Origin of the sequence: Mycolicibacterium komossense (genome assembly GCF_025822605.1) — a bacterium.
Lineage (GTDB): Bacteria > Actinomycetota > Actinomycetes > Mycobacteriales > Mycobacteriaceae > Mycobacterium > Mycobacterium komossense.
This window is the reverse complement of sequence record NZ_JACKTY010000020.1, coordinates 122,442-145,898: the sequence shown is the minus strand read 5'-3', so window position 1 is coordinate 145,898 and position 23,457 is coordinate 122,442. Positions and strand designations below refer to the sequence as shown.

The 23,457-nt window shown below is 65.4% G+C and carries 30 protein-coding genes and 1 tRNA gene; 22 read left to right on the top strand and 9 right to left on the bottom strand.

The window, feature by feature from the left end:
* Window positions 1–42: 42 nt before the first annotated feature.
* The 3 genes from H7J73_RS08235 to H7J73_RS08225 form a co-directional block, all read right to left on the bottom strand.
* A complete protein-coding gene (locus H7J73_RS08235; protein WP_264066834.1) occupies window positions 43–387 on the bottom strand; it encodes a hypothetical protein in 345 nt (114 codons plus the stop codon).
* 99 nt (window positions 388–486) lie between these two features.
* Window positions 487–1,107, bottom strand: coding sequence for a TetR/AcrR family transcriptional regulator (locus H7J73_RS08230; RefSeq protein WP_264066833.1), 621 nt, complete (start codon window positions 1,105–1,107; stop codon window positions 487–489).
* Entirely contained in the window at window positions 1,104–2,177 is a 1,074-nt protein-coding gene (locus H7J73_RS08225) for a zinc-binding metallopeptidase family protein (RefSeq protein ID WP_264066832.1), read from the bottom strand. Before H7J73_RS08225 ends, H7J73_RS08230 begins: the two co-directional genes overlap by 4 nt.
* Window positions 2,178–2,235: 58 nt before the next feature.
* On the opposite strand from H7J73_RS08225, the gene H7J73_RS08220 reads away from it, so the two are divergent.
* Window positions 2,236–2,844 (top strand): histidine phosphatase family protein, encoded by a 609-nt coding sequence (locus H7J73_RS08220; protein ID WP_264066831.1) that lies wholly within the window; start codon window positions 2,236–2,238, stop codon window positions 2,842–2,844.
* A 3-nt stretch (window positions 2,845–2,847) separates the two neighbouring features.
* Here the strand turns inward: H7J73_RS08220 and H7J73_RS08215 are convergent, their stop codons facing one another.
* On the bottom strand, window positions 2,848–3,861 hold the full coding sequence (locus H7J73_RS08215) for a hypothetical protein (RefSeq protein ID WP_264066830.1): 1,014 nt from the start codon (window positions 3,859–3,861) through the stop codon (window positions 2,848–2,850).
* Between the two features lie 178 nt (window positions 3,862–4,039).
* On the opposite strand from H7J73_RS08215, the gene H7J73_RS08210 reads away from it, so the two are divergent.
* Window positions 4,040–4,843 carry a transglutaminase-like domain-containing protein gene (locus H7J73_RS08210; RefSeq protein ID WP_264066829.1) on the top strand — a complete coding sequence of 268 codons (804 nt, stop codon included), beginning with the start codon at window positions 4,040–4,042 and terminating at the stop codon, window positions 4,841–4,843.
* Here the strand turns inward: H7J73_RS08210 and H7J73_RS08205 are convergent.
* Window positions 4,840–5,187 (bottom strand): LapA family protein, encoded by a 348-nt coding sequence (locus H7J73_RS08205; protein ID WP_264066828.1) that lies wholly within the window; start codon window positions 5,185–5,187, stop codon window positions 4,840–4,842. The genes H7J73_RS08210 and H7J73_RS08205 overlap by 4 nt on opposite strands.
* Before the next feature lie 102 nt (window positions 5,188–5,289).
* Between H7J73_RS08205 and H7J73_RS08200 the strand changes: the two genes are divergently transcribed.
* From H7J73_RS08200 to H7J73_RS08180, 5 genes are read left to right on the top strand one after another with little or no spacing between them, the layout of a single operon-like run.
* Window positions 5,290–6,246 (top strand): ABC transporter substrate-binding protein, encoded by a 957-nt coding sequence (locus H7J73_RS08200; protein WP_276031033.1) that lies wholly within the window; start codon window positions 5,290–5,292, stop codon window positions 6,244–6,246.
* A gap of 8 nt (window positions 6,247–6,254) precedes the next feature.
* On the top strand, window positions 6,255–7,349 hold the full coding sequence (locus H7J73_RS08195) for an ABC transporter ATP-binding protein (RefSeq protein WP_264066827.1): 1,095 nt from the start codon (window positions 6,255–6,257) through the stop codon (window positions 7,347–7,349).
* 2 nt (window positions 7,350–7,351) lie between these two features.
* A complete protein-coding gene (locus tag H7J73_RS08190) occupies window positions 7,352–8,029 on the top strand; it encodes an ABC transporter permease (protein WP_264066826.1) in 678 nt (225 codons plus the stop codon).
* Window positions 8,026–8,829, top strand: a complete 804-nt coding sequence (locus H7J73_RS08185; protein WP_264066825.1) for an ABC transporter permease — start codon at window positions 8,026–8,028, stop codon at window positions 8,827–8,829. The genes H7J73_RS08190 and H7J73_RS08185 overlap by 4 nt, the downstream gene beginning before the upstream one ends.
* A complete protein-coding gene (locus H7J73_RS08180) occupies window positions 8,826–9,431 on the top strand; it encodes a putative glycolipid-binding domain-containing protein (RefSeq protein WP_264066824.1) in 606 nt (201 codons plus the stop codon). Before H7J73_RS08185 ends, H7J73_RS08180 begins: the two co-directional genes overlap by 4 nt.
* Here H7J73_RS08180 and H7J73_RS08175 read toward each other — a convergent pair.
* Complete coding sequence (locus H7J73_RS08175; RefSeq protein ID WP_353961993.1) at window positions 9,394–10,332, bottom strand: prephenate dehydrogenase; 939 nt, start codon at window positions 10,330–10,332, stop codon at window positions 9,394–9,396. The genes H7J73_RS08180 and H7J73_RS08175 overlap by 38 nt on opposite strands.
* A gap of 109 nt (window positions 10,333–10,441) precedes the next feature.
* Between H7J73_RS08175 and H7J73_RS08170 the strand changes: the two genes are divergently transcribed.
* The 4 genes from H7J73_RS08170 (at window position 10,442) to H7J73_RS08155 (ending at window position 13,246) form a co-directional block, all read left to right on the top strand.
* Window positions 10,442–10,969: a tRNA adenosine deaminase-associated protein gene (locus tag H7J73_RS08170; RefSeq protein WP_264066822.1), complete on the top strand. Its 528-nt coding sequence runs from the start codon at window positions 10,442–10,444 to the stop codon at window positions 10,967–10,969.
* The gene (locus H7J73_RS08165) at window positions 10,959–11,408 is read left to right on the top strand and encodes a nucleoside deaminase (protein WP_264066821.1); all 450 of its coding nucleotides are present in this window, start codon (window positions 10,959–10,961) and stop codon (window positions 11,406–11,408) included. The genes H7J73_RS08170 and H7J73_RS08165 overlap by 11 nt, the downstream gene beginning before the upstream one ends.
* A 141-nt stretch (window positions 11,409–11,549) precedes the next feature.
* Window positions 11,550–11,640 (top strand) — tRNA-Ser (locus tag H7J73_RS08160).
* Window positions 11,641–11,848: 208 nt separating this feature from the next.
* Window positions 11,849–13,246, top strand: a complete 1,398-nt coding sequence (locus H7J73_RS08155) for an NAD-dependent succinate-semialdehyde dehydrogenase (protein ID WP_264066820.1) — start codon at window positions 11,849–11,851, stop codon at window positions 13,244–13,246.
* Window positions 13,247–13,357: 111 nt separating this feature from the next.
* Here the strand turns inward: H7J73_RS08155 and H7J73_RS08150 are convergent, their stop codons facing one another.
* Window positions 13,358–14,209, bottom strand: coding sequence for an SDR family NAD(P)-dependent oxidoreductase (locus H7J73_RS08150; protein ID WP_264066819.1), 852 nt, complete (start codon window positions 14,207–14,209; stop codon window positions 13,358–13,360).
* Between the two features lie 84 nt (window positions 14,210–14,293).
* On the opposite strand from H7J73_RS08150, the gene H7J73_RS08145 reads away from it, so the two are divergent.
* The gene (locus H7J73_RS08145; protein WP_264066818.1) at window positions 14,294–14,752 is read left to right on the top strand and encodes a VOC family protein; all 459 of its coding nucleotides are present in this window, start codon (window positions 14,294–14,296) and stop codon (window positions 14,750–14,752) included.
* A gap of 31 nt (window positions 14,753–14,783) precedes the next feature.
* Here the strand turns inward: H7J73_RS08145 and H7J73_RS08140 are convergent, their stop codons facing one another.
* Window positions 14,784–15,365 carry a TetR/AcrR family transcriptional regulator gene (locus H7J73_RS08140; protein ID WP_264066817.1) on the bottom strand — a complete coding sequence of 194 codons (582 nt, stop codon included), beginning with the start codon at window positions 15,363–15,365 and terminating at the stop codon, window positions 14,784–14,786.
* Window positions 15,366–15,491: 126 nt separating this feature from the next.
* On the opposite strand from H7J73_RS08140, the gene H7J73_RS08135 reads away from it, so the two are divergent.
* From H7J73_RS08135 to H7J73_RS08100, 8 genes are all read left to right on the top strand, one after another.
* Window positions 15,492–16,226, top strand: a complete 735-nt coding sequence (locus H7J73_RS08135; RefSeq protein ID WP_264066816.1) for an SDR family NAD(P)-dependent oxidoreductase — start codon at window positions 15,492–15,494, stop codon at window positions 16,224–16,226.
* Window positions 16,227–16,664, top strand: coding sequence for a nuclear transport factor 2 family protein (locus H7J73_RS08130; protein ID WP_264066815.1), 438 nt, complete (start codon window positions 16,227–16,229; stop codon window positions 16,662–16,664).
* Between the two features lie 63 nt (window positions 16,665–16,727).
* Window positions 16,728–17,309, top strand: coding sequence for an NADPH-dependent F420 reductase (locus H7J73_RS08125; RefSeq protein ID WP_308207401.1), 582 nt, complete (start codon window positions 16,728–16,730; stop codon window positions 17,307–17,309).
* A 97-nt stretch (window positions 17,310–17,406) separates the two neighbouring features.
* Window positions 17,407–18,603 carry a cytochrome P450 gene (locus H7J73_RS08120; RefSeq protein ID WP_264066814.1) on the top strand — a complete coding sequence of 399 codons (1,197 nt, stop codon included), beginning with the start codon at window positions 17,407–17,409 and terminating at the stop codon, window positions 18,601–18,603.
* Window positions 18,600–19,169: a TetR/AcrR family transcriptional regulator gene (locus tag H7J73_RS08115; RefSeq protein ID WP_264066813.1), complete on the top strand. Its 570-nt coding sequence runs from the start codon at window positions 18,600–18,602 to the stop codon at window positions 19,167–19,169. Before H7J73_RS08120 ends, H7J73_RS08115 begins: the two co-directional genes overlap by 4 nt.
* A gap of 10 nt (window positions 19,170–19,179) precedes the next feature.
* Window positions 19,180–19,617 carry a hypothetical protein gene (locus tag H7J73_RS08110; RefSeq protein WP_264066812.1) on the top strand — a complete coding sequence of 146 codons (438 nt, stop codon included), beginning with the start codon at window positions 19,180–19,182 and terminating at the stop codon, window positions 19,615–19,617.
* A 195-nt stretch (window positions 19,618–19,812) separates the two neighbouring features.
* A complete protein-coding gene (locus tag H7J73_RS08105; RefSeq protein ID WP_264066811.1) occupies window positions 19,813–20,586 on the top strand; it encodes a class II aldolase/adducin family protein in 774 nt (257 codons plus the stop codon).
* Between the two features lie 153 nt (window positions 20,587–20,739).
* Complete coding sequence (locus tag H7J73_RS08100; protein WP_264066810.1) at window positions 20,740–20,973, top strand: hypothetical protein; 234 nt, start codon at window positions 20,740–20,742, stop codon at window positions 20,971–20,973.
* Between the two features lie 13 nt (window positions 20,974–20,986).
* On the opposite strand, the gene H7J73_RS08095 is transcribed toward H7J73_RS08100, so the two are convergent.
* Complete coding sequence (locus tag H7J73_RS08095) at window positions 20,987–21,451, bottom strand: hypothetical protein (protein WP_264066809.1); 465 nt, start codon at window positions 21,449–21,451, stop codon at window positions 20,987–20,989.
* A gap of 146 nt (window positions 21,452–21,597) precedes the next feature.
* Here H7J73_RS08095 and H7J73_RS08090 point away from each other — a divergent pair, with 146 nt between their 5' ends.
* Window positions 21,598–22,035 carry a QcrA and Rieske domain-containing protein gene (locus H7J73_RS08090; protein WP_264066808.1) on the top strand — a complete coding sequence of 146 codons (438 nt, stop codon included), beginning with the start codon at window positions 21,598–21,600 and terminating at the stop codon, window positions 22,033–22,035.
* A gap of 54 nt (window positions 22,036–22,089) precedes the next feature.
* Window positions 22,090–23,454, top strand: coding sequence for a WS/DGAT/MGAT family O-acyltransferase (locus H7J73_RS08085; RefSeq protein WP_264066807.1), 1,365 nt, complete (start codon window positions 22,090–22,092; stop codon window positions 23,452–23,454).
* Window positions 23,455–23,457 lie beyond the last annotated feature (3 nt).

Here is a 23,457-nt window from a genome sequence, read left to right as displayed (position 1 = left end):
CGCCGGGAAGTCGGGGTTCGAATTGCCCGCCTAGCGAGCGAATTACCCTTCGAGCCAGTCCCAGTCGTCCGGTGAATCGGCCACCTGCGCGCGAATTCGGCGTGCTTCGGCGCGCAGGGTCATGACCCGCTTGTGAATTCGATACTCCGTGGCGCGCGGCATCGTGAGGGGACCGTACATTCCGCGGCCGAGCCGTCGCACTCTCCCGTGTCTGCGCTCCCAGCGCAGCCCGTCCGAGACTGATTTGGGCGGATCACCATGGATGACGAAACCCTGCCAAATGAGGCCATCGATCAAACCGCTGATGCTCGTGGGTCCATGCTGAGTCAGGAATTCGGTGAGGGCGTACCGCAGCTCGATCCCGCGCAAGATTCTCGTGCCGTCCATGCCGATACCTTCACATGAGCGTCCGACACGTTGTTCGAATTCGCTCGCTAGGCGGGCATTTCGACAACCTACTTCTTCCGCGGCGCGCCCATCACCGCGTCACCGCGCGCCGATACCCCGCAGACAGAAACTCACCAGGTGATCGATATCGGCCTGGTCGGGGCGGTGGCCGGAGCCAACGTACCGGCGCATGGTCCCCGTGGTGCACAGGAAGATGCTGTCCACGTCGCGCGATGGATCGGAATTTACCAGTGCTGCAACGGGTTCGGTGAGCAGGGCGCGCATCGGGAACAGGATCTCGCTGTCGGCGACCTGCTGGTTGGCCGTCGCCGACATCTGGCTGATCGCCGCCCGGCTGAAAGTGAGCAGATGTGGGTCCGCGACCTGGGCCAGGCACCCTTCGATCCAGCGGGTGATTTTCTCCGCCGGTTCGGTCTCCTTGGCCATCACATGCTGCAGATAGGAGACTGTGATCGCCACCCCACGCTCCATCACCGCCAGGATCAGCTCGTCCTTCCCGGCGAAGTAGCGGTAGAACGCCTTGTTGGAAGACCCGGCCTCGGCGACGATATCGGCGACCCGGGGCGGCTCGGGGGCCATCCGTTCCATCACCCGCACCGTCGCGGCCAGGATCTTCTCGACCTCTTCGGTGGCCTCCCGTTGTCGGTCGTCCAAGGCGCGGGCCACCGCACCGGAAACCCGGGTGTCCGGCCGCGTCATGGCGCCAGGTCTTTCGCGGTCTCGCGGACCACCCGGTGGACGAATCCCAGTTTCGCGGTCACTGGCGGCGGAATCACGAAGGGGTACAACGGATTCTTGCCCATCGCGGTGTTGGCCCTGTTGAGCAACAGAGATATCCACTTCCAGTCGAACAGCAGCCGCTCCACCGGCACGTCGGCATACGACTCCAACGGCTCGATATCGCGGGGCGCGGCGAAGCGGACCTTGTCTGCGACCAGCACCATGCCCGCTTCACGGCAGGTGTCGATGGTCTCCGTGATGTGCAGGTAGTGCGCAAAGCACTCGGCGAAATCCTCCCAGGGATGCATCGTCGCGTATTCGGAGATGAACGAATCCTGCCAGTCCTGCGGGGCACCGAGCGTGTAGTGCCGGGCGATTTCTTCGGAGTAGCTGACCCGCTCATCGCCGAACAAGGTTCGGCACTCGGCGAGATAAAGCGCTGCGCCAGAACCATTTTCGACCAGAATGTGCTGGTAGTAGTGGCCGACCTCATGGCGGAAGTGGCCCAACATCGTCCGGTAGGGCTCGCCGAGTGCCACCCGCAACGTCTCGCGGTAGGCATCCAGGGTTTCGACGAGATCGATGGTGATCACTCCGCCGGCGTGGCCGATCAGCACCTTCTCTCCGGTCGTGTAGCTCGACAACAGATCAAAGGCCAAGCCGCCGTCGCGCCGCCAGAACGGCTCGATCGGCAGACCGATATCGGCGAGCTGATAGACCAACCGGCGCAGCGCCGCCGCCGTGGGAACAAGCTTCTCTCTGGCGATCGTGTCATCGGTCTCCGGTTCGCGCCGGATCAGCGAATCGGACAGGCAGCGCCCCCGCTGATACGCGGAGTCGTCCTCGGCCGGGACCAGCCAATTGCACCCCAAGGTGCTGGACTGAGTGCAGCGCACCCACCGCTGCCCGTCGATCACGGCGGCTTCGCCGGAGATGGCGACCATCGACTTCGACGGCAGGTGCAAACCCACGCCGGCCTGGCAGTTGGGGCAGTGATCGGCCTCGAACGGCGTGAAGCTGTGACACACCGGGCAGTCGAAGGCGCGCATGGGCAATATCGTTACACGGCGCGTGACGATGACAGCCCGATAAAGAAGGACGACGACAATGCAACTGCTCCTGGTCCGGCATGCCTTGCCGAACCGCAGTGAGGACGGCCAGGGCGCGGACCCGGAGTTGTCCGCCGCCGGCATCGAACAGGCGAAGCGGCTGCCGGACGCGCTGGCCCGGTTCCCGATCGTGCGAGTGGTGAGCAGCCCGCAGCGGCGCGCCATCCAAACCGGGCAACCGGCGGCCGCCGCCCGCGGCCTGACCATCGAGATCGATGAGCGGCTCGCCGAATACGACCGGGACATGACGCACTACGTGCCCATCGAACAACTGCGGACCGAACGCCCGGAGGATTGGGCACGGATGGTCGAGGGGCGTCTCCCCGGCGGCGTCGACGAAGACGCATTCCGGGCCCGCATCACGGCCGCGCTGGCCGATATCGTCGCCGCCGCCGATGCCGAGGACACCGTGGCGGTGTTCAGCCACGGCGGGGTGATCAACGTGCTGCTGCACGAGATCCTCGGCACTCGGCGGATGCTGTCCTTCCCCATCGACTACGCGTCGGTGACCCGCCTGCTGTACGGGCGCAGCGGTCAGCCCACCGTCGCCGCGGTCAACGGCACCGAACACGTCTGGGATCTGCTGCCTCGCAACCAGCGCTGGTAGGGGTCAGTCTTTCGAGGATCCCGCCCGCGTCTTCTTCTGCACGCCGGGTGCGTCGTGGGCTGCGCGCGTTGACGCTGCCGCCACCGCCGAGCCGGGGGCGGCCTTGGGAGTGGCGGAACGTTTGCCCGTCGGGGCCGGACCGGCGGTCTTGATCGGTGTGATGTCGGTGGTCTCCGCCGGCGAATCGACTTCGGGCGCTGCTGCCTTCGGGACGGCCGACTTGGTCGACGTGCCCTGCGACGGACCCGTCGAATCGACGTTGAGTGCCACGGTGGCCTTGGTCAGGTCGGGCACCGCGGCGGCGCTGGATGTGGGTCGGCTGGCCAGCGCGTCGGAGATCAGGTGTTGCGCACTCTCGATCCCCGTGACGATGTCACTCGCACCCTGCCCCAGGGCCTGCACGAATCCCGCCGTGCCGTCGATCGCGGCGTTGACGATATTGCTCAGATTCAACGTCAGGAAGGCGTTGACCAGATCCTGGGTGCCCACGATCACCGACGTCGTGAGGGCGTTACCAGCGGCAAGGACGCCGTTCACCACGGAGAAGAAGGCGGCCGGGGCCGCAGCCTGTAGGGCGGTCTGGATCACGAGGGCCATCTGGTTACGCTCGATGAGCGAGTTCAGCAGCGGTTGCCCGACCGCAACGACGCCGTCGCGGACCGCGGTCGAAAAGGTGTTGAGCGCACCGACGAAGTCGAGTTGCAGCAGCTGTTGGGTGATGGTCACCGCGGTCTGTGGAATCGAGACGAGTGTGTCGAATGCGCCGACGCCGGCCTGTCCGAGTCCGTTGAGATAGATGACCCAGTAGTCGATCCGGTTCCTGATGTCCTGCCGGACGATCGGCAAGGTGAGGATATAGGGCAGCTCGAACGCGGTGGTGTGTACCGCAGGCGCGGAAATGGCGGGGACCGCCATGGTCGGCGTCGCGGTGATCGGATTGACCGGGGCCATCGCGATGGCCCCGGCGCCCACGAGTGCGACACCGGTGGTCAGCCACGGGCGCAGAGAAATTTCCATATTGACCCCTCGAATAATTAATCGACCCGGCAAACCTATCCCGTCGGTCGAGGTCTCACAGCGGAAACACGCCCCGACCCTCGACATGCGCGCGGGCGCCAGACGGTTTTAACTCACCATTGGCCGGGTAGAGATCGCGTGGCCCTGAGGCTTCCCTTCAAAAGAAAGTGTGCCCCCCATGAAGCGTGAAGTCGGCGCGGTGCTCGATGTCGAGATCACCGCGGCAACAACACTGGAATTCCAGATCGCGGTCGCTCCACACCCCGATACCGAGGTGTACGAAGCCCTGTCATTCGTCCTGGACGGTCAACACATCCAGCCGATGGAGATCAGCGGCGCCCATGGCAATCGGATCCACAAATTCGATGCTCAGCCGGGTCAGCTGCACGTCGAGTACTCGGCCACCGTCATCGGCCAGACTCACCCGGCGCCGGTCAGCGAATATGACCTGTCGATGTACCTGCGTCCCAGCCGCTATGCCGAGGCCGATAAGTTCTACGGGTTCGCCGCAACGGAATTCGGCTCGTTCGTCGAATCGGCAGACCTGCTGGAGAAGGTGTCGTCATGGGTCGGCACCCGGCTCAGCTATGTGCCGGGTTCCAGTGATCCCATCGACGGCGCGGTCGACACCCTGCTGGCCGGAGCCGGGGTGTGCCGGGACTACGCGCACCTGGTGGTCGCGCTGCTGCGTGCGGTCAACGTGCCGGCCCGACTCGTCGCGGTCTACGCCCCCGGGCTGTCGCCGATGGATTTCCACGCTGTCGCCGAGGCCTACGTGGAAGATCACTGGCGAGTGGTCGACGCGACCTGCCTGGCGCCGCGGCAGACCTTGGTGCGCATCGCTACTGGACGCGACGCCGCCGATACCGCGTTCCTGGACAACCACAAGGGTTCGATCAATCTGAACAACATGATAGTGACGGCCGTCGTCGACGGAAATCTGCCCGTTGACCCGGTCGACGACCTGGTGTCGATCCGCTAAAGGAGCCCGGCCTTGAGGTTCTTCTTCGCCGCCCGCCGCAGCTGGAAGATCCGGGCCGCGCCGGCCAGTACCGCGATCAGGCCACCGAGTACCGCGGCCAGCAGGATGGCGACCCCCAATGGCAGGCTCCAACTCCACCCGAGGAAGGCGAACCGTGCGGATTCGGTGTTCTGGGCGATGAAGATCAACAAGATGATCAGGATCAGGAAGCCGGCGATCAGAGCTGACCATAATGCCGACGCGCGAGTGAACTTCACTGCTGATTTCGGGTTGGGCTGGGCGGCGACGGGGATATCCGCCGGGACGGCCGGCGGTTCGGGCGTCGCGTACGGATCGCTGCTCATGGAATCATCTTTGCCCTTTACCCGCCCAAAAGAAACCACGGAATTGATTCGCAGTGCGATAAAGGTCGGCGTAGCTGCGACTATGCCGTTAGTGTCGATCTCATGACCACGCTGCGAAAACGTGTGCGTAGCTGGCCGCCTGCGGTGACGATCATGGTTGCTGCACTTTTCTTGGCTGGTTGCGGGAGTGCGAATCCGCTGGGCGGCGGCGCGATATCGGGAGATTTGAAGTCCATCACGGTCGGCTCGGCCGACTTCCCGGAGTCGAAGATCATCGGGGAGATCTACGCACAGGCGCTGGAGGCCAACGGGTTCACGGTCGGCCGGCAGTTCGGCATCGGCAGTCGCGAGACCTACATCCCGGCCGTGAAGGACCATTCGATCGACCTGGTGCCGGAGTACACCGGAAATCTGCTGCAGTACTTCGACAAACAGACCACGGCGACCACGCCCGACGCCGTCGAGTTGGCGCTCGTCCGTGCCCTGCCCGGCGACCTGTCGATCCTCACGCCGTCACCGGCGAACGACACCGACACCGTGGCCGTCAGCAAGGCCACTGCGGACAAGTGGAACCTGAAGACCATCGCCGATCTGGCCGCGCACTCGCCGGAGGTCAAATTCGGTGCCCCGTCGGAATTCGAGACCAGGGCCGAGGGTCTGCCGGGGCTGAAAGCGAAGTACGGGCTGGACATCGCGCCGGGGAACTTCATCTCCATCAGCGACGGGGGTGGCCCTGCGACAGTCCGGGCACTCACCGACGGCACCGTCACCGCGGCCGACATCTTCAGTACCTCGCCGGCGATCCCGCAGAACAATCTCGTGGTGCTCGAAGATCCGAAGAACAACTTCCTGGCCGCCAACGTGGTTCCACTGGTGAGCTCGCAGAAGATGTCGGACCAACTCAAGACCGTGCTCGACGCCGTATCAGCCAAGCTCACCACCCAGGGTCTGATCGAACTGAACGAAGCGGTCGAGGGGAACAAGGGGGTCGATCCCGACGAGGCGGCCAAAAAATGGGTGCAGGACAACGGTTTTGACAAGCCGATCCCGGAAAAGTGAGCGCCTAGATGATCACCTTTGACCAAGTCACGAAGAAGTATCCGGACGGTACCGTCGCCGTCGACAGCCTCACGCTCGACGTTCCCGACGGGACGCTGGCGGTGTTCGTCGGCCCGTCCGGGTGCGGGAAGACGACGTCCATGCGGATGATCAACCGGATGATTGAGCCCACCGCGGGCACGCTGAGCGTCGATGGCAACGATGTCACCAAGGTCGACGCGGTCAAACTGCGGCTCGGTATCGGTTACGTCATCCAGAGCGCGGGTCTGATGCCGCATCAACGAGTCATCGACAACGTCGCCACGGTGCCGGTGTTGCGTGGGGAGTCGCGGCGCTCGGCACGCAAAGCCGCCCTTGGCGTCCTGGAACGGGTGGGGCTCGACCCCAAGCTCGCCAACCGCTATCCGGCGCAGCTTTCCGGCGGCCAGCAGCAGCGCGTCGGGGTGGCCAGGGCGCTGGCCGCCGACCCGCCGATCCTGCTGATGGACGAACCGTTCTCCGCCGTCGACCCGGTGGTGCGCGAAGAACTGCAGGCCGAAATCCTGCGCCTGCAGAGCGAACTGCAGAAGACCATCGTCTTCGTCACCCACGACATCGACGAGGCCATCAAGCTCGGCGACAAGGTCGCGGTCTTCGGGCCCGGCGGCACTCTGCAGCAGTACGACGAACCCTCACGACTGCTGACCAACCCTGCCAACGATTTCGTCTCCGGTTTCATCGGTGCCGACCGCGGTTACCGGGGACTGCAGTTCCGGCACGCCACCGGCCTGCCGCTGCACGACATCGCATCGGTGACCGAGGCGCAGATCGACGCGCTGAACCTCGGCGCCGGCGAGTGGATGCTGGTCACCCGTGACGACGGCAAGCCCTACGCCTGGATCAACGCCGACGGGGTTGGGCTGCATCGGGACGGAAAAGCGCTCTACGACAGCACAATCGCCGGTGGTTCGCTGTTCCATCCGGACGACAGCCTGCGCCAGGCCCTCGATGCCGCTCTGTCGTCGCATGCCGGTATCGGCGTCGCCGTCGACGGGAACGGCAAGGTGATCGGCGGGGTTCTGGCCAGCGACGTGATCGTGGCGCTGGAAAACCAGCGGGGTTAACCATGACCTATCTGCTGACGCACCTGGACAAGGCGTGGGCGCTGACGCTGATACATCTTCGGCTCTCACTGATCCCGATCGTGCTCGGTTTGATCATCGCGGTGCCGCTGGGTGGGGTGGTGCAGCGTGCGACGTTCCTGCGACGGCTGACGACCGTCACCGCCAGCATCATCTTCACCATTCCGTCGCTGGCGCTTTTCGTGGTGCTCCCGCTGATCATCCCGACCCGAATTCTCGACGAGGCCAACGTCATCGTCGCGCTGACGCTGTACACCACCGCGCTTCTGGTACGGGCGGTACCCGAGGCGCTGGATGCCGTGCCCCCGGCTGTGCTCGACGCCGCCACCGCAGTCGGCTACAAGCCCGTCACTCGATTGCTGAAAATTGAACTGCCGCTGGCTCTTCCGGTGCTCGTCGCCAGCCTTCGGGTGGTCGCCGTCACGAATATCTCGATGGTGTCGGTCGGCTCGGTGATCGGTATCGGGGGCCTCGGTACGTGGTTCACCGAGGGCTATCAGGCCAACAAGAGCGACCAGATCGTCGCGGGCATCATCGCGATCTTCGTGCTCGCCGTCGTCATCGACACCCTCATCATGCTGGCAGGCAAAGCTCTGACGCCCTGGACCAGGGCGACTCGAGTCCCGCGGGCTACCAAGCTGAAGGCGCTGGTGACCAAGTGAATTTCCTGGATCAGGCGCTGTCCTATATTTTCACCGCCGCACACTGGGGTGGCCCGGCCGGGCTGACCGCGCGGATCCTGGAACACCTGCAGTACACCGCTGTCGCGGTCGTGGTGTCGGCGCTGATCGCCATCCCGATCGGGATGATCATCGGGCACACCGGCCGCGGCACGTTCCTCGTCGTCACCGGTGTCAACGCCTTGCGCGCACTGCCCACCCTGGGAGTGCTGCTGTTGGGGGTGTTGCTGTGGGGGCTGGGTCTGGTGCCGCCCACGATCGCACTGATGCTGCTGGGCATTCCGCCGTTGCTGGCAGGTACCTACTCGGGTATTTCCAACGTCGACCGCACCGTCGTCGACGCCGCCCGGTCGATGGGCATGACGGAGACGCGGATCCTGCTGCGGGTCGAGACTCCCAACGCCTTGCCGCTGATCCTCGGTGGGTTGCGCACCGCCACGCTGCAAGTGGTCGCGACCGCGACCATCGCGGCGTACGCCAGCCTCGGTGGCCTGGGCCGTTATCTGATCGACGGCATCAAGGTGCGACAGTTCTACATCGCGCTGGTCGGGGCCCTGCTCGTGACGGTGCTCGCGCTGATCCTCGACGCGGTGCTCGCCTTTGCGGTGTGGGCCTCGGTGCCGGGTTCGGGCCGGCTTCGAAAAGGGTCGAGCCGGATGCCCCAGCCGTTGCTCGACGACGAGGTGGCGTTCGAAAGCCGGCCCGCCGGAAAGCGGCCAATCGAGACGAGTTCCGGACCGCCCTATAAACGAGGCGATCCGTCGCTTACGGTAGATGAGTGAGTGCAGCCGATGACGAAAAAGAAGGCGCCTGGCCCGCGGTTTTGACGTGGCGCGCGCACGACGATCCCCGAATGGAATCGGTGCGGGTGCAATTGTCCGGCAACCGGATCAAGGCATACGGCCGGATCGTCTCCGCCGCTACGGATTCCATTCCGGCGTTCAGCGCGTCTTATGACCTGGTGACCGATGAGACAGGGGCCACCAAACGATTGTCGCTGACGGTCACCCTGGCGCAGCGCGAACGGCAGCTCTCCATTGCGCGCGACGAAGAGAACATGTGGCTGGTCCAGGACCATTCCGGTAAGACTTCGCGCGAGGCCTACGGCGGCGCGCTGGACGTCGATGTGGTGTTCAGCCCGCTGTTCAACGCGCTGCCGATCCGGCGTACCGGTCTGCATCGGCGCGCCGAGTCGGTGACGCTGCCGGTGGTCTACGTGTGGCTGCCCGACCTGACGGTCAAAGAGGCTGCCATCTCCTACACGAGCGCGGGGCCGGACACCACGGACGGCATCAAGCTGCATTCGCCGGTCGCCGATACCACGGTCACCGTCGACGCCGACGGCTTCATCGTCGACTATCCCGGGTTGGCAGAGCGGATCTGATCACCCCGCCGGCTCGGCCGGCGGCCGCGAGTTCGTCGCGCCAGTTCTCGGCGCCGATCGTGATCGCCATGATGTCCGGCCGCGAGAAGCTGTCGTAGCGGATCCGGGCGGAGTGGCCCGCGTCCACCAGTTCGGCCACCGATCGCCGGCGCGCCAGCGAGTCCCTGGCCTTCGTCAGAAGCTCGATGGTGTGGTCCAGTACCGGCAGCAGGTCCGCCTGGTTGGCCTCGCACATCGCCCGGACCAGATCGGGTGCCGTCGCGGCCACCCGGGTGCTGTCGCGGAACGAGCCGGCCGCCAGGGCGAACGCCAGCGGGATCTCGGCGGCGGTGATCGCGAGTGCCTCGGCGGTCAGATGTGGCAGATGTGAGATCGCTGCCGCCGCCGCGTCGTGCTCGTCGGAGCGGGCGGGCACGACGACCGCGCCGCAGCTCAGCGCCAGCTCCATCACGGTCGTCCACACTTGACCGTCGACATGCTCGTCGACGGTCAGGACCCATGGGGTGCCTCTGAAGAGCCCGGCATCGCCGGCCGTCCAACCCGAGTGCGCGGTGCCGGTCATCGGGTGACCGCCGACGAAACGGGGAAGCAGACCCGCTGCCCGCACTTCGTCGTGCACGGCCTTCTTGACACTGACGACGTCGGTCAGCGCGCAGTGGGGCGCCGTCTCGGCGATATGCGTGAGCATGATGGCCAGCGCAGGCATCGGGACCGCCAGCACGATCAGGGCGTCGGTCTCAGCGGCGCGCCTCAGGACCGCGTCGAGGTCGGTGGAGGCGTCGAAACCGTCGAACGTCGCGGCCTGGGCGCCGTCTACCGAGCGGTTGTAACCGAACACCGTCCGGCCCGCCGCCGCGGCCGCCCGCATCAACGAACCGCCGATGAGCCCGAGTCCCAGCACGCAGACCTGGGTTTCAGAAGGGGTTGTCACGATCCAAGGTTGACATATCCGTGCACGTGGCTATCGACCCGCTGGTCAAGGGGCCTGGCGGGGGCTAGCGTTAGCGCTCATGGGACCACAGCGGGCGCAGAAGCAGGACGCTTCACCAGCCCAAGACGCCCCCGACGGATTCGGCGTGGCGGTGGTGCGCGAGGAAGGCAAATGGCGGTGCACGCCGTTGAAGCCCGTGTCGTTGACCAGTCTGAGCGCGGCCGAGACGGAGCTTCGAGAGTTACGCAGCGCCGGTGCGGTTTTCGGGCTGCTGAATATCGACGACGAGTTCTTCGTGATCGTCCGGCCCGCCCCGGCCGGGACCCGGCTGCTGCTCTCGGATGCGACGGCGGCGCTGGATTACGACATCGCCGCCGAGGTGCTGGAGAAGCTGGACGCCGATATCGACGACGAAGATCTCGAGGACACCGATCCCTTCGAGGAGGGTGATCTCGGCGTGCTCGCGGATATCGGTCTGCCCGAAGGGGTCCTCGGTGTGATCGTCTCCGAAACCGATCTCTACGCCGACGAACAGCTGAGCCGCATCGCCCGCGAGATGGGCTTCGAGAGTGAACTCTCGGCGGTGCTGGACAAGCTTGACCGATGAACAGCTGATCCGCCTCGCGCTCGCCGCGGCGGGTTCCGCCGGCCCGCGTGACGTGCCGATCGGGGCCGTCGTCATCGATGCCGCGGGGACCGAGCTGGCGCGGGCGGTCAATGCCCGCGAAGAACTGGGTGACCCGACGGCGCACGCCGAGATCCTCGCGCTGCGGGCCGCAGCGGCTGTTCTCGGTGATGGCTGGCGGCTCGAAGGCGCGACCCTGGCCGTCACCGTCGAGCCGTGCACGATGTGCGCCGGTGCGCTGGTGATGGCCCGGGTCGCCCGGGTGGTGTTCGGGGCGTGGGAACCCAAGACCGGGGCCGTCGGATCGCTGTGGGATGTGGTGCGCGATCGGCGGCTCAACCACCGTCCGGAAGTGCGCGGCGGCGTGCTGGCCGATGAATGCGCCGCCCCGCTGGCGGAGTTCTTCGCCCGGCAGCGGTGAGTCACCTACTCCTCGCGTTCTCCTCGTGAGCAGACGCAAACTGCCCGTCGACACGCCGTTTTCAGGGGTCTTTTGTGACTGCTCGCGCGGGGCTCGACCAGCGATTAGGGCGGCAGGCCGCGCTTCGGTAAGCTGCCACACGGTGGCGTGTCCGAGCGGCCTAAGGAGCACGCCTCGAAAGCGTGTGACGGGTAACCCCCGTCCGAGGGTTCAAATCCCTCCGCCACCGCCATAACCGCCCTCCTGTTCACTCAGGTAAGGGTGGTTTTGTGTTGCGGGGACTATGGCGATCGCGTCCCGGGCGTCGGTTTGAACATCGACGGCCTCGCCATCCGCCGGTGATACCGACTGAAATTTGAGAGGTCTTGCCAGACCGGTGACCACGCGGCGAGGCCCACTACTAGATTGGTTGGTCTAACGCCGCGCTAAGGGAGCTAGTAATGACTGCCACTGTCTCGACCCAACCCCGCTACCAAGTCGTCAACCCGGCTACCGGTGTCGCCGGTGAGGCCTTCGATCTGGCCACCGATACCGAGGTCGAAGCCGCACTCGCCGCGTCTGCCGAGGCCTACAAGTCCTGGCAAGCAGTGCCGATCGAAGAGCGGGCGAAGGTCGTACACCGGGTCGCCGAACTGTTCAGAGAGAAGGCAGCGGAACTGGGGGCCATCGCGACCGAGGAGATGGGCAAGCCACTGTCGGAATCGGTGGGCGAAGCCGATTTCTGCGGGGATATCTTCGACTACTTCGCTACGGAGGGGCCGGCTCTGGCCTCCCAGCAGGAGATCAAGACGGCCGCCGAGGGCAAGGCCTACGTCCAGAAGCTGCCGATCGGACCGCTGCTCGGCATCATGCCGTGGAACTACCCGTTCTATCAGATCGCCAGGTTCGCAGCTCCGAACCTGGTGCTGGGCAACACGATCATCCTCAAGCACGCCGAGTCCGTGCCGAAGTCGGCGCTGGCCGTGCAGAAGATCATGGACGAGGCGGGCGTGCCGCAGGGTGTCTATATCAACATCTTCGCGTCGTATGACCAGATCGAGACGATCATCGCCGACCGTCGCATCGCCGGTGTCTCACTGACCGGTTCGGAGCGGGCCGGGTCCGTGGTGGCGGCGATCGCCGGCAAGAACCTCAAGAAGTGCGTGCTCGAGCTCGGCGGCTCCGACGCCTACGTGGTGCTGGATTCCGACGACGTCCAGGCATCGGCGAATCTGGCCTGGGACACCAGGATCGGAAACACCGGCCAGGCTTGTAACTCCAACAAGCGGATGATCGTCTCAGGCGACATCTTCGAGGATTTCGTCGGTCAGCTGGTCGAGCGTGCCAAGGATCTCAAGCCCGGTAACCCGGCCGAAGAGGCGGAGGGCACGTTCGCGCCGCTGTCGTCGCGCAAAGCCGCGGAGATTCTTCACGAGCAGGTGCAGGACGCAGTCTCCAAGGGTGCGACGCTGCACGCCGGTGGTGTGCTGGGAGAGGGACCGGCGGCCTATTACTCGCCTGCTGTCCTGACCGGGATCACCCCGGAGATGCGGGCGTACCGCGAAGAACTGTTCGGTCCGGTCGCAGTGGTCTACTCGGTCGACAGCGACGAGGAAGCGCTGACGCTGGCCAACGACTCCGACTACGGTTTGGGCGGAGCGGTGTTCAGCACTGACCGGGCCCGCGCGGAGAAAATTGCGCAACGCCTCGAAACCGGGATGTCCAATGTCAATTCGCCCGCCAACGAGGGCCAGGAAGTGCCATTCGGCGGCGTCAAGCGCAGTGGCTTCGGTCGTGAGCTGGGCCCGCTGGGCATGGACGAGTTCTGCAACAAGCGGCTGTACTTCGTCTCCGACTGAGTAACCGACGAGGTAACCGACTGGCTGACAGTGCCCCGCGTCGCGTCCTGGTGGCGTAGTACGCGGGGCACTGCGCCCTCGACCGCTATTTGATCTGAGTGGTCCGTGGAATCACGCCGGACCACCTCGAATGGTGAATCCGGTGGGGTCGTCGATCTGATCGATCGCCGCCGCCATCGCTTCCGGGGTGAACGCGGGGTCGTCGATGCCCGCGGTCACCGCGAGGAACACCCGCGAGACCTTGCTGCCGCCGACCCGGTAGATGTGGGCGGTGCGGTCGCAATCGTGATGAGCGAGGTACACCACGACGGGAGTCACCTTCTCTGGATCGAGGTCCTTGACGACGTCGGCCATGGTGTCCTCGGTCATTCTGGTGCGGGCGATCGGGGAGACGGCGTTGACGTTGATGTTGTTCCGAACCCCTTCGATGGCAAGGACGTTCATCAACCCGACCAGCCCGGCTTTGGCGGCGCCGTAGTTCGCCTGGCCGAACTGACCGAATAGGCCCGAGCCCGAGGTCGTCATGATGATGCGGCCGTAGTTCTGCTCCCGCATGGTCGGCCACACCGCCCGGGTCACATGGAAGGCGCCGTGCAGGTGTACCTGAAGAACCGCGTCGACGTGTTCGGTGGTCAGGTTCTTGAACGCCGCGTCGCGCAGGATCCCGGCGTTGTTGATCAGTACGTCGATCCGCCCGAACGCGTCGAGTGCCGCTGCGGCGATCGCCTGTCCGCCTTCGTATGTCGATACCGAGTCGGTGTTGGCGACGGCAGAGCCGCCCGCCGCGGTGATCTCGTCGACCACGGCCTGGGCGGCTGATGCGGACTGCCCGCTGCCGTCGACGGCGGCACCCAGGTCATTGACGACGACGTGGGCGCCACGGCGGGCCAGTTCGAGGGCGTGACACCGGCCGAGTCCCCCGCCCGCCCCGGTGACAATGGCGACGCGATCTTCAAAGGTCATGGTCGGCACATGGACTCCTGGCGATAACGTGATTCTCCATCGGGGCGATTGACATTATCATTGGTGGTATAGAGCATTACCGGCATGTCGCCCGATGAACCCGCGCTCGCGATCGCAGATTTCTACCACGTCGGCATCGTCGTGCCCGACCTCGATTCGGCAGCGCAGCGATTGACCGCGATCGCCGGCTATGCGTGGACGAAGCCCGTGGAGTTCGCGTTGTCGGTGGTTACCGCGGCAGGAGAATGTGATCTGGTGAACCGATTCGTGTACTCGCTGCAGGCGCCGCACCTGGAATTGGTGCAGGAGGTTCCGGGGACGGTCTGGACCGCGCCGGCCCATCACCTGGGTTACTGGGTGGACGATATCGGTTCGGCCGCAGCACAATTGGAGCAGGCTGGATGCACGCAGGAAGCCCGTCCCAGCGGGCAGGCGCTCTCGACGTTCGCCTATTACACCGACCCGGCCGGTATCCGGATCGAACTTGTCGATCGCGCCCTGTTTCCGGATTGGCCGGCGTTCCTGGCTGCGATGGCGGGCTAGGTTACCGGCCGACGTCGAGTTTCACAGTGCGTCAAGCGGCACCGCTGCCGCGGGAGACGGCGTTGTCGATGAGGACCACTGCGATGGCTGCGGCAGTGGCGAAGGTGTCGGTGTTGAGGACTCGGTTGCGGGCCGAAGCGCCATCCAGGAGCAGTGCCAATTGTTCGCCGAGCTGTTCGGGGTTGGTGGCGTCGGCCTCGCGCGCGGTCTCGGTGAGCCGCGCGGCGAAAGCCGTCTTGTAGTCGCAAGCGCGCACACGTGCCGGGTGGTCCGGGTCGTGGATTTCGACGGCCGCCGCGATGAACGGGCACAGGGGCGCGTGAATGTCGAAGGCGGCGAGGAGTCGTTGGCGAGGTGTCAGGTCGGTGCGGTCGAACACCTCGGGCAGAAGGTCGGGATCGAATCGCCGTAGGTGTTCGGCGATCAGCTCATCCTTGCCGGCGAAGTGCTGGTAAAACGTGCGCTTGGACACCTGGGCCACCGCGCAGAGCTGGTCCAGGCCGGTGCGGTTGATGCCTTGATCGCGGAACAGCTGATGGGAAGCGCTGAGGATGCGCTCTCGTGCACCCCTGCCACGACGCAGGCCTCGCGGCCCCTTCTCCACCTCCGTCATGCATGCAGCGTAGCCCGGTTTGGTACTGATCGGTGTACATAGCTTGCGTTCCCCCTGGTCGGCGGATACGTTAAGCACTCTGATCGGTGTACATAACATCGGCACCGTCAACGAAATGGAGTGATCATGGGAAAGCTCGATGGCAAGGTCGCGGTGATCACCGGCGCGACAAGTGGCATGGCGCTGGCCGGTGCCAAGTTGTTTGTCGACGAGGGAGCTCACGTCTTCATCTCGGGCCGAGAGCAGGACGCGCTGGATCAGGCCGTCGAACAGATCGGGCGGAATGTGACTGGCGTGCAAGGCGATTCGGCCGACCTCGGCGATCTGGATCGGTTGTTCGACACGGTCAAACAGGACAAGGGCGCGATCGACGTGTTGTGGGCAAGTGCCGGGACAGGCAAGCAGGGCCTGCTCGGCGAGATCACCGAGGAGGACTTCGATGCCGCGTTCATGTTGAACGCGCGCGGCACGCTGTTCACGGTCCAGAAGGCGCTGCCGCTTTTCAACGATGGCGGCTCGATCTTCATGACCGGGTCCAACGCATCACTGCGGGGCTACCCCAGTTGGAGTGTGTACGCGGGAAGCAAGGCCGTGCTGCCTGCCTACGCACGGGTGTGGGTGTCGGAGTTGAGGGACCGCAAGATCCGGGTGAACGTGCTGACCCCCGGTCAGGTCGGCTCGCCGATGTTGGCGCAGGTGATGAATGAGGAGCAGATGGCTCAGTTCGAGTCCGTGATCCCGCGGCGAGAGATGGGCCGTCCCGAGGAGATCGCGTCGGCCGCGTTGTTCCTCGCCTCTGACGATTCGAGCTATGTCAATGGCCAGGAACTGGTTGTCGACGGCGGGACCACGGTGATCTGAGTGAGCGACAACGGCATGACGACCTTCGCCTCGCACCGTGACACTGTGGAGGCCTTCGTCGACAGCATGCACGGCGGCGCAGACACAGACGCCCTTTCCGGAATCCTCGCCGAAGACGTGGTGCTGTACGGCCCACTCGGCGATGAGCCGGTCACCGGTCGCGAGGCAGTCCTGCAAGCCATGCAGGGGGTCGGCGCGGCGGCTGACCTCACCTACATCGAGATCCTCAGCGGCAAGACGCACCACGCGGCCTACTTTCGGCTGCAGATCGAAGACACCGTGGTCAATGGAATGGACTACATCCTGCTCGACGCAGACGGCAAGATCGCCGAGGTGACCATCTGGTGGCGCCCGCTGCCGTCCGGCGTCCAGATGCAGAGGCACCTCGCAGGTCACCTCGGTATGCAGCCCTGGGATCTTCTCGCCCATACGGAGTAAGGGCGCCGCTCGATCTCGAACGGGCCGTGGCCATCTCGGGCCGAACCCGGCTACCAATCCACCATCGGCGCCCTGGCCGTCCGGGGCGGCAACGCCGTCGAAATCATAGGTCGCGATACGGCCAAGGCCGCAGCCCTGGCCAGTGCGCTCGGCAATGGCGCCACGGCGGGAGACTTCGGCGCCACCCCGGCCGGGGAGATCGTCATCGTGGCACTGAGATACGCCGATGTCGTTCCGGTCGTCATCCGGTACGGAAATGCGTTGGCGGACAAAGTCATCGTCGATATCAGCAACCCCTTCAATGCTGCGGCCGACGGGCTCGCCATCCCCGCTGACACCTCGATCGCGCAAGAAGTCGCCAAGGTGGCCCCGGCCGGCGCCCGCGCGGTGAAGGCGTTCAACACCGTCTTCGGCCATGTCCTCAAGGGGGATCGGAGACTGGATGTCTTCTTCGCCGGCGACGATGTGCAGGCTAAGGCACATGTGTCGGAGTTCATCGAGAGCCTCGGGTTGCGCCCGCTGGATGTGGGCGGCTTGAACATGGCGCACTGGCTGGAAGGAACAGGCCTGGTCCTCATGGGCCTCGCCCGTCATGGGGTGAAGAACTTCGAGGTGGCTCTCAGCGCGACCGAATTCCCTAGCTGAGCCGCGTCCGGACGCCGATCCCGAGCAGCGGACGGGCACACGATCCCGCCTCAGCTAACTGGTAGCGCGACTATCGCTTCGTCCGTAGTGTGTTGTCATGACGCAGGCAACTGAGGTCCCGCTGTACATGCGACGGGACGTGCTCGATCCCAGCCCGGCGCTCGGCGAGATTCGCGACTCGACACCGGTCCGGAAACTGCGGACCGCGATGGGCATGCCTGCCTATCTGGTGACGCGCCACGAGGACGTCAGGGCTGCATTGGCTGATCCGCAACGGTTCTCCAACCACAAGCCGCCTGGCTGGGCCGGAGGCCCCCACTTCGACGCCGACGAGCACGCCAAGTTGACCGCGGGCAACCTATTGGCGCTCGATCCGCCTGAGCACCAACGGATTCGGCGCATGCTCACCCCGGAATTCACTGTCCGCCGAATGCAACGGCTCGAACCCCGCATCGTCGAGATAGTCGATCAGCATCTGGATGCCATGGAACAAGCCGGGGCACCTGCGGACCTGATCGCACGCTTCGCGCTGCCGATCCCGTCGCTGGTGATCTGCGAGTTGCTCGGGGTGCCGTACGAGGATCGCGAGGAATTCCAGCATCGCGCCACCCGGCAGCTGAACTTCAGCATCCCGGTCAAGGAGCGGATGGCGCTCGGCGACGCCGCCCGCGAGCACATGATGTCGTTGGTACAGCGGGCCCGGCGCGACCCCGGCGACGACATGCTCGGCATGCTGGTGCGTGAACGCGGCACCGAGGTCACCGATGACGAATTGGTCGGTATCGGCGGCCTGCTCCTGCTGGCCGGCCACGAGACCACGTCGAACATGTTGGGGCTCGGCACTATTGCGCTGCTGCAACGCCCGGAACAGCTGGCGGTCGTCCGCGATGACCCCGATGCGGTCGGGCCGGCTGTCGAAGAGCTGATGCGCTATCTGTCGGTGGTGCAGAACGCCATCGCCCGCGTCACCACCACCGATGTCGAGATCGACGGTGTCGTCATTCCAGAGGGACAGATCGTCATCCTGTCGCTGCCGGCGGCCAATCGAGACCCGCGCTTCATCGACCACCCCGATGCTCTGGACATCGGTCGCGGTGCGCCCGGTCACCTGGGGTTCGGCCATGGCGTCCACCACTGCCTCGGTGCACCCCTTGCCCGGATGGAGATGCGCATCGCGTTCCCCGCACTGTTTCGCCGTTTCCCGAACCTCGCCCTCACGGAAGAGGTCCACGACATCCGCTTCCACGCCTACAACCTGATCTACGGTGCGCAGTCACTGCCGGTTACGTGGTGACCGCTCCGGCGCTGCGGGCTGATGCCGCACGAAATCACCTGCGGATCATGACCGCCGCCTCCGCGGCCTTCGAGCAAGACGGGCCCGGCGTCTCGCTGGATGACATCGCCCGGCGCGCCGGTGTCGGGATCGCCACGCTGTACCGCCGTTTCGGCACCCGAGAGGACCTGGTGAAGGCCGTCGCCGAACATGTCTTCGCCGCCGAGATCGCCACCGCGATCGTCGAAGACGGGCCGGATCCGTGGACCGACATCGTCGCGACCATCACTCGCACCGTCGACGCGTTCGCCGCGCATCCGGTCCTGGTTTCTCTGGCCAGGGAACACGCGGTGATGGGGATGGACACCATGGCCAGCTATCGGGCCGCAGTCGAGCGCGTCCTGGTGCGAGCCCGGGATGCCGGCGTGGTGCGGGCAGATCTGCAGGCGGCTGATCTAAAGGCCGTGGTCGTGATGGGTCTGGCGATCGCGCACCACACCGATTGCGGCACCGGGAGCCGCTCCCGTCACCTCACCCTGCTGATCGACGGGCTACGGCCCACCGGGGTGCCGCTGCCGGGGGCGTAGGTTCTTACTCGTGCCGTCCAGCGGGTTTTTCGCAGCGATCGTCGTCTCCGCAGCGCTGCTGACAGCGGGGTGCGGGGGACACACTCCCGCGGCCGAGGCGCCCTTGGCGCCGGCGTCCGCCGTGTCGGCCAGCGCGCTGCCCGACCGTCAGGGTGAACTGGGCGGGCTGACGGCCAAAGGGCTGATCGACGCGCTCAACCAGGCCGGCTTCGCCGCCCCCAATCCGGTGAACGCGACGGCGCAGGACTGTCCGTCCGCCGGTTGTGATCAGTCGGTCGTCACCGACACCGTCAGTATCAAATCGTTCCCGACGACCGGCAAGGCGGAGATCTACGCCAAGGATCGGGGCTTGTTCCAGGTGACGACCCTGGTCGTATCGTTCGCGCCGCCGATGGCGCCTGCCGATCAGGACCGCTACCGCACCGAGATACTCAAGCTGATCAACTGATTCGGGCCGCCGCACGCGGTAACCACACCTTTGCCGTGATCGTCGACGTAACCGGTCGCGAAGATCACGGTCCACATAGCGGGTTCTGGGCGGGGTGGCGCCGTCGACACCACCAATCCGTAGCGCGGCCTGAGGTAGCAGACGCAGACGCGGGCGTTCTGTGCAGCCTGCGCAGGACGCTGAGATGATGGGGTGATGACCGACCTGGTAACCGACCCCGACTATCTCGACCCGGCGGCATACGAGCCGGAAATCGACGATCCTGCGGAACTGCGTGCGCACCGTAAACGTCGACTTGCCTTGGCCTACCGCGTTTTTGGTGCGATGGGCTGGGGAACTCTCGGCGACGGGCATATCTCGGCGCGCGATCCGCAGCGCACCGACGCTTTCTGGCTCGGCCGCTATGGCGTGCCGTTTCGTGACATGACCACCGACGACCTCGTGCTGGTCGGTCTGGATGGGAGCGTCGAGGGCGGCGGCCACATCAACCCGGCCGCATACTGGATCCACGCTCCCGTCCATGAGGCCCGGCCCGAAATCGTTTCTGCGGCCCACGTTCATACGCCCTACGGGACGCCGTTCTCGGCGACCGTCACCAAGCTCGAGCCCGTCTCTCAGGAGTCGTGCATCTTCTTCGAGGACCACGAGATCTTCGACGACGAGGAAGTCGACATCAAGTCCACCGACGGCGGCAAGCGCATCGCCACCGCGATCGGGGGCGCCCGAGCGGTGATCCTGCGCAACCATGGCCTGCTGACCGTGGGCTCCAGCGTCGACGTCGCGACCGGATATTTCCTCCTGATGGAGCGCTGTGCGGAGGTACAGGTAAAGGCGCATCACGCGTGTCCGGTCAGTGCGGAGGCGGCCCGTCTGGTGCACGACGATTTCGGCGATCAAGCTGTCTGGCAAGTGTTTCAGTGGGCGCAACGCTCGCTGGTCCCGGATCCCGCCGTCATCGCGGGGCGGTAGTCGGTCACCGAGATTCACAGCGCTATCGCCGAGAGGCCCCAGGTTTCTCCAAGGTGGACACGGTTTGCTGTGAGCTCGTTGGGAACTCAGGCGGGGCTTTTCTGGTTTGCGCAGTGCTGCGCGGCGTGCCTCTGATGGATAGGGAGACAATCGGTGACACGCACGAAAAACAGTCGGACCAAGCTGCTCGCGGCCGTGATCGGCGGGGGCGCTCTAGTGGCGATGGGCCTGTTTACCGCCATTGTCGACGATGCGCCGGTCTCCACTGCCCCGTCGAGTGTGGCAGGGCAGATGACCGAGGGCGTCACCGTCACGGAGACGACGCCGGCGACCACCCTGGCCATCGCCAAGGCGGTTCCCGCCGTGAAGGCGACCGCCTACAAGTAGGTTCTCAGCCTGGTCAGACCGCGTCCATCGGAGGTCCGTCGCCGGAGTTCTGGTCGGCGAGTGACGTGGCGACCGGCGTGCCGTCGTTCACGACACCCATGACGGTGACGGTCTCGTTCACCGAAAAGGGATTACCCGCAACGTGATTCGGAATGCCATCGCTGCTGAACCGGGCGGTGGCCGGGGTGATCTTGAACGTGGTGGTGGTGCCGTCGGTGCTTCTGGTGGTGATCGACTCAGGTGACACCGCGACAACCTGACCCACCAGTTGCACGGCGCCGTCACCGAGTGCGGGGGCTGTTGTGGGTGGGGACGGCGCCGCTATGTCGAGTAACGCCCACACTGCCGCTGCGGAAGCGCAGGCAGGCAGCACTGTGAACAGAGCCAGTCGCTTGGCCCGGCCGCTGTCCTTGCGGTGTGCAGCATGCGTACGGTGAGGTCGGTCAGAAACGGTGGTGCGGAAGGTCTGCGACTCCATGGCTCACCTTTCCGTATATCGGCACCATCAACTACTGATGCGCTGTCGCACGCTCAAATACCCGGGCTTATCGGGTGGCAAACAATCAGCTCGCCGAAATCCCCGGTAATCCGCGGCTGGCTGCTCTTGTGCGTACCCTCGGAGATATGTCGACTCTGGGTGAAATCAGCGCCAATCGGCGAGCAGTCATCGCGGCTGTGCCGGCGGCAGTGGCGTTGCCGTGTTTCCTTGCGGGCTGCGCGTCGGAGGCGCCCAAGTCCGCTCCGGTCGAAGGCAGCTCGACGGCCACCGGCGGTCACCAGATCGACGCGACCGAAGTGCCGGTCGGCTCGGCCGTCATCGTGGCCGGCGCCAAACCGGTGGCCGTCGCACAGCCCACCGCCGGGCAGTTCGTCGCTTTCTCCGCGACGTGTACCCATCGTGGCACCACGGTGGCCGCGCAACCCGGGAGCACGACGTTGGTGTGTCCGTCACACGGCAGTCAATTCAGTGCTGCGACAGGGCAAGTGCTCAAGGGGCCCGCAACCGCACCGCTGGCCTCCGTTCCGGTTACGGACGCCAACGGAGTTCTGACGCTCGGCTGAGAGTCAGGCCGGTTCTGCGCGTGCCGGTGCGTAACCGTGGGTACTCACGACCTCATGCAGTTCATGTCGCCCACGGATTCGGTTTTTCTGCTCGGGGAATCGCGCGAACACCCGATGCACGTCGGCGCGCTGCAACTGTTCACACCGCCGGAGGGCGCGGGGCGTGAGTTCATCCGCGAGCTCTACGACGGCATGGTCACCCAGACCGACTTCCAACCGACCTTCCGCAAACATCCGGCAACGCTCTTCGGCGGCATCGCCAACCTCGGCTGGGCGTTCGACAACGACATCGATGTGGACTACCACCTCCGACGCTCGGCCCTGCCGTCACCGGGACGGGTCCGCGATCTGCTGGAGCTCACGTCGCGGATGCACGGCACGCTCCTCGACAGGCATCGGCCGCTGTGGGAGGCCCATGTGATCGAAGGACTGTCCGACGGCCGGTTCGCGGTCTATATCAAAATCCACCACTGCCTGATCGACGGTATCTCTGCTCTCAAGCTCACCCAGCGCACCCTCTCGGAGGACCCGGACGATCACGAGATCCGGGTGCCATGGACTTTGAAGCCCTTGAAGCCCTTGAAGCGCGAGAAAAAGGAACAGTCGCTCCTGCAGACGTTGACCGGCGCGGCGGGCACGGTGGCCGGTCTGGCCCCTTCGACCTGGTCCTTGGCGAAGGCTGCCCTGGTGGAGCAACAGCTGACCCTTCCGTTCAATGCCCCCAAGACGATGTTCAACGTGAAGATCGGTGGTGCCCGACGAGTGGCCGCGCAGTCCTGGCCGCTGGAGCGGGTCAGGAAGGTCAAAGAGGCGGCCGGGGTCACCATCAACGACGTCGTGCTCGGGATGTGCGCCGGGGCGCTGCGGTCCTACCTCGTCGAACGGAACGAACTGCCGGACGCACCGCTGATTGCGATGGTGCCGGTCAGCCTCCGGTCGGATTCGGAGGCCGACGCCGGCGGGAACATGGTCGGTGCGATCCTGTGCAACCTGGGCACCGACGCCGAGGACCCGGCAAAACGACTGGAAGTCATCAGCAACTCGATGCACGGCAACAAGGAGGTGTTCTCGTCCCTGCCTCGGTTGGAGGCGCTGGCGATGTCCGCCTTGAACATCGCGCCGCTGGGGCTGTCCGGCGTTCCGGGTTTTGTCGGCTCCACCCGTCCGCCGTTCAACATCGTCATCTCGAATGTGCCTGGGCCGCAACAGTCCATGTACTGGAACGGCGCCCGCCTGGACGGCAACTACCCCCTGTCGATCGTGCTGGATGGCCAGGCCCTGAACATCACCCTGGCCAACAACGGCGACAACCTCGACTTCGGGCTGGTCGGCTGCCGGCGCAGCGTGCCGCATCTGCAGCGCCTACTGGGGCATATCGAGACCGCCCTCAAGGATCTCGAGCGCGCGGTCGGCGCCTAGTCT

Bases quoted from the DNA above. Each gene is read 5' to 3' on its own strand.
- H7J73_RS08150 (WP_264066819.1), bottom strand. From the start codon at position 14,209: ATGACCTTTGAAGATCGCGTCGCCATTGTCACCGGGGCGGGCGGGGGA.
- H7J73_RS08220 (WP_264066831.1), top strand. From the start codon at position 2,236: ATGCAACTGCTCCTGGTCCGGCATGCCTTGCCGAACCGCAGTGAGGAC.
- H7J73_RS08105 (WP_264066811.1), top strand. From the start codon at position 19,813: ATGACCGACCTGGTAACCGACCCCGACTATCTCGACCCGGCGGCATAC.
- H7J73_RS08155 (WP_264066820.1), top strand. From the start codon at position 11,849: ATGACTGCCACTGTCTCGACCCAACCCCGCTACCAAGTCGTCAACCCG.
- H7J73_RS08235 (WP_264066834.1), bottom strand. From the start codon at position 387: ATGGACGGCACGAGAATCTTGCGCGGGATCGAGCTGCGGTACGCCCTC.
- H7J73_RS08085 (WP_264066807.1), top strand. From the start codon at position 22,090: ATGCAGTTCATGTCGCCCACGGATTCGGTTTTTCTGCTCGGGGAATCG.
- H7J73_RS08190 (WP_264066826.1), top strand. From the start codon at position 7,352: ATGACCTATCTGCTGACGCACCTGGACAAGGCGTGGGCGCTGACGCTG.
- H7J73_RS08215 (WP_264066830.1), bottom strand. From the start codon at position 3,861: ATGGAAATTTCTCTGCGCCCGTGGCTGACCACCGGTGTCGCACTCGTG.
- H7J73_RS08205 (WP_264066828.1), bottom strand. From the start codon at position 5,187: ATGAGCAGCGATCCGTACGCGACGCCCGAACCGCCGGCCGTCCCGGCG.
- H7J73_RS08135 (WP_264066816.1), top strand. From the start codon at position 15,492: ATGGGAAAGCTCGATGGCAAGGTCGCGGTGATCACCGGCGCGACAAGT.
- H7J73_RS08095 (WP_264066809.1), bottom strand. From the start codon at position 21,451: ATGGAGTCGCAGACCTTCCGCACCACCGTTTCTGACCGACCTCACCGT.
- H7J73_RS08195 (WP_264066827.1), top strand. From the start codon at position 6,255: ATGATCACCTTTGACCAAGTCACGAAGAAGTATCCGGACGGTACCGTC.
- H7J73_RS08090 (WP_264066808.1), top strand. From the start codon at position 21,598: ATGTCGACTCTGGGTGAAATCAGCGCCAATCGGCGAGCAGTCATCGCG.
- H7J73_RS08200 (WP_276031033.1), top strand. From the start codon at position 5,290: ATGACCACGCTGCGAAAACGTGTGCGTAGCTGGCCGCCTGCGGTGACG.
- H7J73_RS08170 (WP_264066822.1), top strand. From the start codon at position 10,442: ATGGGACCACAGCGGGCGCAGAAGCAGGACGCTTCACCAGCCCAAGAC.
- H7J73_RS08230 (WP_264066833.1), bottom strand. From the start codon at position 1,107: ATGACGCGGCCGGACACCCGGGTTTCCGGTGCGGTGGCCCGCGCCTTG.
- H7J73_RS08210 (WP_264066829.1), top strand. From the start codon at position 4,040: ATGAAGCGTGAAGTCGGCGCGGTGCTCGATGTCGAGATCACCGCGGCA.
- H7J73_RS08120 (WP_264066814.1), top strand. From the start codon at position 17,407: ATGACGCAGGCAACTGAGGTCCCGCTGTACATGCGACGGGACGTGCTC.
- H7J73_RS08225 (WP_264066832.1), bottom strand. From the start codon at position 2,177: ATGCGCGCCTTCGACTGCCCGGTGTGTCACAGCTTCACGCCGTTCGAG.
- H7J73_RS08140 (WP_264066817.1), bottom strand. From the start codon at position 15,365: ATGACGGAGGTGGAGAAGGGGCCGCGAGGCCTGCGTCGTGGCAGGGGT.
- H7J73_RS08145 (WP_264066818.1), top strand. From the start codon at position 14,294: ATGTCGCCCGATGAACCCGCGCTCGCGATCGCAGATTTCTACCACGTC.